Origin of the sequence: Pseudomonas cyclaminis (genome assembly GCF_015163715.1) — a bacterium.
GTDB classification, from domain to species: Bacteria; Pseudomonadota; Gammaproteobacteria; order Pseudomonadales; family Pseudomonadaceae; genus Aquipseudomonas; species Aquipseudomonas cyclaminis.
Window position 1 is genome coordinate 22601 of the sequence record NZ_JADDUM010000248.1, and the last position, 6721, is coordinate 29321.

Below are 6721 nucleotides of genomic sequence, written 5' to 3' on the forward strand. Positions count from 1 at the left end.
GGAGTACATCCTTCAAATAGAGACAAATGACAATAGTTCTCGATATCATTCACGACTTTTCCCACGTCGTGCTTCGTCAAGAAGGATATCCATGTCTCGTCCCAAGCCCGACCCAGTGTCGGCCGATGCCTTTCGCGGGTTTTATACGGATATTCTGTATTTCCTGCGCAAACGCACGGACAACGCCAGCGACGCGGCGGACATGACCCAGGATGTCTTTACCCAATGGCTGGACTACCGCGACCGCGCCAAGGTCGAGCAGCCACGAGCGTTTCTGTTCCAGATGGCACGCAACCTGCTGCGTGATCACTGGCGCAAGCAGAAGGTACGGCAAACCGTCCACCCCGATCAGGCCGACAGGGACGCCGAACCGGTCACCGACGAGCAAAACGATCCCATGGCCGCCGCTCATCGCCTACAACGCCTGGAACAGTTGAAAGAAGTCCTCGCCGAACTCTCGCCCCGCAGGCGAGAAGCCCTTATGCTGCACCGCTTCGAAGGCCTGAGCCAGGCGCAGATTGCAGAACGCATGGGCATTTCGACCAGCATGGTGGAAAAGCACATCGCCTTTGCCCTGCTGCATTGCAAGCGACGCCTTCAAAACGACCCCGGCACGGAGCAGCCAGAATGAACCGCCTGAGCGACACCGACGACCTGGATATCGACGATAGCGACGCCATCGACGCCCAGGCCGCCAGCTGGTTTGCGCGCAACCGCAACGACACCGACCGCGCCGACCGCCGGGCGTTTGCCGCCTGGGTAGCCGAACCGGCCCATGCCCGCGCCTATGCCGAATTCGAGCAGCTGTGGGCGGACCTGGCCCAGTTGCAGCAACTGAACAAGCCCGTGGCGCTGCCCAAACGCAAACCGTCGGTATGGCGCCCTGCACTGGCGGTGGCCGCCGCGCTGGTGTGCGCGGTGCTGGCCACGCATATCGGTGCGCCGCGTGAGAGCTATCACACCCAGGTCGCCGCCCATGCCAAGGGCATGCGCACCTTGAACCTGCCGGATGGCAGTACCTTGTATGTCAATGCCAACACCCGTCTGCGCGTGGATTTCACCGCACATCAACGCATCGTGCACCTGGACAAGGGCCAGCTGTACATCGAGGTGGCCGCCGACAAGGAACGCCCGCTATTCGTGCAGGCCGGCGAGGCCACTGTGCGCGTCGTGGGCACGGGTTTCGACGTGCGACGCAGCCAGCAGCAACTGGTGGTCAGTGTCGCCCATGGCCAGGTGGCCTTCGAGCCGGACGCGAAAAGCCCCGTCACGCTGCTCGGCGCGCAGCAACGCGCCAGCTATGGCTACGCCAAGGGCACCTTGCAGCAACAGACCCTCGCGACGGGGGAAGTGGCCGACTGGCGCAGCGGGCACTTGTCGTTTCGCAACCGCGAACTGGTCAGCCTGATCGATGAACTGAGCCTGTACCGCCCCCAGGCGCCGTTGCAGGTAAGCAATGCCGTGGCCCACCTGACGCTGTCGGGCAATCTTGATGTGAATGACCCCGACGCCCTGCTCAATGCCCTGCCCGCCTTGCTGCCGGTGAAAACCGTGGCGTCGGCCGATGGCATTGTGCGGATAGAGCCGAGCAAGTAAGCCAGCCAAAACCACACTTGAGAATATTTTGCATTCGCAGGTGTGGTTTTTTTAGCCAGCCCCGTCTTCCTCCGGTCTGCGTTTGATACGCACACATTTTCGGCCATTTGGCCACACCGGGGGATTCCATGTTTCGCGCGCCTTGCCACGCTACGCACCTGTTTCTGCGACCGACCCTTATTGCCAGCTGCCTGGCCTTCAGCCTCAGTGCCCAGGCCGAGTCGCTCACGCTGCAACTGCCCGCCCAGTCGCTGGCCACTTCACTGAGCCAGGTGGCGCAGCAGGCGAAGATCCAGTTGCTGTTCGATGAAACGCTGCTCAAGAACGTACAGGCACCGGCGCTCAACGGTGCTTTCACCCCGGAAGTGGCGATTCGCACCCTGCTGAAAAACGGTGCATTCACCTTGATCAAGGTGGGCAGTACCTACGTGGTAAAGCCCGAAGAGGCCAAGACCACCAACAGCGGTACGATCCTGCTGGATGCGCTGAGCGTGATTGGCACGGGCAATGAAGTTGACTCCAGTACGGTCAACCGCTCAACCCTGACCCAAGCCGACATCGATCGCTACCAGGCCAATAACATCCCGAGCCTGCTGCAAACCTTGCCGGGCGTCAGCCAGGGTGGGTCGCTCAAACCGGGCGGCCAAACCATCAACATCCGCGGCTTCGGCGATGCCGAAGACGTGCCGCTAACCGTCGACGGCGCCACCAAGAGCGGTTTCGAGCGCTACCAGCAAGGCACGGTGTTCATCGAGCCCGAACTGATCAAGACGATCGAGGTGGAGAAAGGCCCCAATTCGCCCTTCACCGGCAACGGCGGTTTTGGCGGCACGGTCAACATGGTCACCAAAGATGCACCGGATCTGCTCAAGGACGGCCGCAACAGCGGTGCGATGGTCAAATACGGCTACTCCAGCAACGATCATGAACAGGTCTACAGCGGCGCGGTATATGGCCGCACTGACGATGGCCGCTTCGATGCGCTGGCCTACCTGACCAAACGCGACGGCGACGACATGAAGGTGGCCGCCAAGTTGCCCAACGAGAACAACCAGTACCCGATCAACCCCCAGCGCCTGCCCAATACCGCCCAGGATGTGGACGGCAAACTGTTCAAGATCAACGCACATATCACCGATGAACATGCCGTTGGTCTCTCCTACTCACAGTCCCACAGCAACCGCTGGACACCGTTTTCTGCTGCGAGCTACCCCACGCCACCAACCCAGGCCAACATCAACCGCTACGGATACGAAGGGGCACTCAAGCGTTTTTTAGCCCATCGCGACACCGTGGATACGACATGGTCGGGCAAGTATGAATACCAACCACTGGATAACCCGCTGGTAGACCTGACCGTCAAGTACTCCCAGTCCAACACCGACCAGACCGACGAGCGCGACGCCACTGCGTTTTTCCAACTGGCCACCGGCGGGCGCAAGATGGACACGGCGTACACCGACAAAAATCTCGATATCCGCAACATCAGCCTGTTCGACACCGGGCCGTTGCAGCACGCAGTGACTGTCGGCGGACAGATCCGCAAACACGTGCGCGAGACCGAAATGTGGATGCCCGGCACCACCTACAACACGCAGCGCTACAACTATGGGCACTTCCAGCCGGGCTTCATGCCCCACGGTAAGGTCGATACCAACAGTTTCTTTATCCAGGACGCGGTCACCTTGGGCAGCCTGACGGTCACCCCATCGCTGCGCTACGACCATGTACGCAACCGTGGCGAAGCCAACGATGCGCCGTACTACAGCAACCCCGACCCGTCGGTCGGCCACGATTACAGTGACCGCACCTACACCGGTTGGTCACCCCGCCTGGCGGTATTCTGGACCGTGACGCCGCAGATAGGATTATTCGCCAACTGGAGTCAGACCTGGCGTGCGCCGGTCATCGACGAGCAATACGAAGTGCAAGGCCTGGGCAACCGTACCGCCACCAGTGTGGACCTTGACCCGGAGCGCATCACCTCGATCACCGTCGGTAACATCACCAGCTTCGACAACCTGATCGCCCAGGACGACAGCCTGCAACTGCGTACCACGCTGTTCCACAACAAGGTTGAAGACGAAATTTTCAAGGCCACCGGTGTGGGTTGTCAGAACCAGGCCGTCAACGGCGGCACTATCGCCACCGCGTGTCCGCCAGGCGCGATGTCCAACTACCGCAACATCGGCAGCCTGACCATCAAGGGCGTCGAGGTCGAATCGCTCTATAACTCCACTTACCTGTTCGGCTCGGTATCGTACGCCTATGCCAAAGGCCAGCACGAAGGCGCCTACACCAACCCCTGGGGGCCGGACGTGGCCGCGCGGGATATCCCGCCGACCAAATGGGTGCTGGTGTTGGGTACCAACATTCCGGCCTGGGACGCTCAGGTGGGTTGGATGGGCCAGTTCATCGGCGCGACCGACCGACTGCCCAGCGACAAATACTCTGGAGGGCCGGGTACCAGCGTCGGCGATTTGTTCTACGACCAGTACGGCAACAAGCGTTACAACACACAGGGCCTGTTCGCCAAATGGAAACCACAACAGGCGTACCTCAAGGGCACCGAAGTCAACTTCACCCTGGACAACATGTTCAATAGCAACTTCCGCCCCGCGTTAAGCGGCGATCGCGCCTATACCAAAGGTCGCGATGCCAGGATCAGCGTCACACGCTTCTTCTAAAACTGTACGGATAAATCCGCACCCAGCTGTAGGCCCTTGTTCGGCGGGGGTTGTGGCTAGATGGGCTTCCCTTGAAGCCCTCTGGATTTCGGTTGCCCCCATGAGCTCGCGCGAAAACACCGGTATGGCCCTCGGCCTGCTGGGCGTCATCATCTTCAGCCTGACCCTGCCCTTCACCCGCATCGTGGTGCAGGAGATCCATCCGCTGCTCAACGGCCTGGGCCGTGCCTTGTTCGCAGCGGTGCCGGCGGCGGCGCTGTTGCTGTGGCGCCGCGAGCGCTGGCCCACCTGGCGCCAGGTGCGCGGGCTGTGCCTGGTCATTGCTGGTGTGATTCTGGGCTTTCCGGTGTTGTCGGCCTGGGCCATGCAAACCTTGCCGGCGTCCCATGGCGCGCTGGTCAACGGCCTGCAACCGCTGTGCGTGGCGCTGTATGCGGCGTGGCTGTCCCATGAGCGACCGTCCAAAGCCTTCTGGGCCTGCGCGGCGCTGGGCAGTGCGCTGGTGTTGAGTTATGCGTTGATCACGGGCGCCGGCAGTATCCAGGCCGGTGATTTGCTGATGCTCGGCGCGATTGCCGTAGGTGGCCTGGGGTATGCCGAAGGCGGCCGGTTGGCCAAGGAGATGGGCGGCTGGCAGGTGATCTGCTGGGCATTGGTGCTGTCGACACCGGTGTTGATCGGCCCGGTGTGGTACCTGGCAGCGCAGCATCAAGGCGCGATATCCATGCGCACCTGGTGGGCGTTTGGCTATGTGTCGCTGTTCTCGCAGTTCCTGGGATTCTTTGCCTGGTACGCCGGGCTGGCCATGGGCGGCATTGCGCGGGTCAGTCAGATCCAGCTGTTGCAGATCTTCTTCACCATCGCGTTTTCAGCGTTGTTCTTTGGCGAACATATCGAGCCGATTACCTGGGTGTTTGCCTGCGGGGTGATTGTGACGGTGATGCTGGGGCGCAAGACATCCGTGCAGCCGGCACCAGCGCCTAAACCGAGCACCGTCTAAATGTGGGAGGGGGCTTGCCCCCGATGGCGGTGGATCAGTCGCAGATGCATCAACTGACACTTCCTCATCGGGGGTAAGCCCCTCCCACATTTGAGCAGTATTCAGGCCAGGTAACCGTCGGCGCGCAGCAGGGTTTCCAGGCAGTGTTCGGTGATCTGGTAGAACGCCTTCAGCTCCTGGATTTTCTCCAGCAACTGCACATTGTCCACCGGCTCCGCACGCTTGACCGCGAGGATCATCTTGTTCTTGTTGGTGTGGTCCAGGGAGATGAACTCGAACACCTTGGTCTCGTAACCACAGGCTTCAAGGAACAATGCGCGCAAACTGTCGGTGACCATTTCCGCCTGCTGGCCCAGGTGCAAGCCGTATTGCAGCATCGGCTTGAGCAGCGCCGGGCTCTGGATCTGCAAACGGATCTGCTTATGGCAGCACGGCGAACACATGATGATCGACGCGCCGGAACGGATGCCGGTGTGGATCGCATAGTCGGTGGCGATGTCGCAGGCATGCAGCGCGATCATCACGTCCAGTTCGCTCGGCGCCACGCTGCGTACATCGCCACATTTGAACACCAGCCCCGGGTGTTCCAGGCGTGCGGCGGCGTTGTTGCACAGGGTCACCATGTCTTCGCGCAACTCAACACCGGTGACTTCACCTTCGGCCTTGAGGGTGTTGCGCAGGTAATCGTGAATCGCAAACGTGAGGTAGCCCTTGCCCGAACCGAAGTCGGCAACGCGCACCGGTTGATCGAGCTTGAGCGGTGACGAGGTCAGCGCATGGCTGAACACTTCGATGAACTTGTTGATCTGCTTCCATTTGCGCGACATCGATGGGATCAGCGCTTGCTTGGCGTCGGTCACGCCCAGGTCGGCGAGAAACGGTCGGCTCAGATCGAGAAAGCGATGTTTTTCGCGGTTGTGCTCCGCCGAAGGTGCCTCACGCAGTTGCTGGGGCTTGCTTTTGAACAGCGAGCTTTTGTTCTTCTTGCTGTATTCCAGCTGGGCTTCGTCGGTCAGCGACAGCAAATGCGCGTTCTTGAACGAGGCCGGCAGCAGCTCGGCAATCGCCGCCACGCCATCGGCCAGCGCAAAGTTCTTGGTGATGTCGCGGGTCTTGTAGCGGTAGACGAAGGACAGGCACGCCTGCTCCTTGACCGTCACGGGCTTGATGATCAGCCGTTGCAGCTCGGCTTCCTCGCCGACGTACTTGGCCAGCACCAGCTTGATAAAGGCGTTCTGCGCGAGGCTCGTGTCCAGCAGTTGGATGAACTGGGCGTGATGATCCGGCGTGGGGCTGGCAGGTTGAGCGGTAACGGACATGAAAAAAAACGCCTCGGGCAGGGAATGCCGGGCATTTTAGGGGGGATGGGGGTTTAGGGCACGGGGTTATTTGATCAACGGTACTGCGCCTGACCACTTGGGACCCAATGTGGGAGGGG

General features: G+C 60.8%; 5 protein-coding genes. 4 read left to right on the plus strand and 1 reads right to left on the minus strand.

The annotated features are described in order from the left end of the window. Positions 1–91: 91 nt before the first annotated feature. The 4 genes from IQK56_RS26445 to IQK56_RS26460 all read left to right on the plus strand — a co-directional run bounded on the left by IQK56_RS26445 (position 92) and on the right by IQK56_RS26460 (position 5283). Positions 92–631, plus strand: coding sequence for an RNA polymerase sigma factor (locus IQK56_RS26445; protein WP_122309346.1), 540 nt, complete (start codon positions 92–94; stop codon positions 629–631). Further along, positions 628–1596, plus strand: a complete 969-nt coding sequence (locus IQK56_RS26450) for a FecR family protein (RefSeq protein WP_150761381.1) — start codon at positions 628–630, stop codon at positions 1594–1596. The genes IQK56_RS26445 and IQK56_RS26450 overlap by 4 nt, the downstream gene beginning before the upstream one ends. Before the next feature lie 128 nt (positions 1597–1724). Beyond that, the gene (locus IQK56_RS26455; protein ID WP_193901880.1) at positions 1725–4283 is read left to right on the plus strand and encodes a TonB-dependent receptor; all 2559 of its coding nucleotides are present in this window, start codon (positions 1725–1727) and stop codon (positions 4281–4283) included. Between the two features lie 100 nt (positions 4284–4383). Further along, positions 4384–5283 (plus strand): DMT family transporter, encoded by a 900-nt coding sequence (locus tag IQK56_RS26460; RefSeq protein ID WP_150674738.1) that lies wholly within the window; start codon positions 4384–4386, stop codon positions 5281–5283. Between the two features lie 101 nt (positions 5284–5384). On the opposite strand, the gene IQK56_RS26465 is transcribed toward IQK56_RS26460, so the two are convergent. Further along, positions 5385–6602 carry a class I SAM-dependent methyltransferase gene (locus tag IQK56_RS26465; RefSeq protein ID WP_193863365.1) on the minus strand — a complete coding sequence of 406 codons (1218 nt, stop codon included), beginning with the start codon at positions 6600–6602 and terminating at the stop codon, positions 5385–5387. Between the last annotated feature and the right edge of the window lie 119 nt (positions 6603–6721).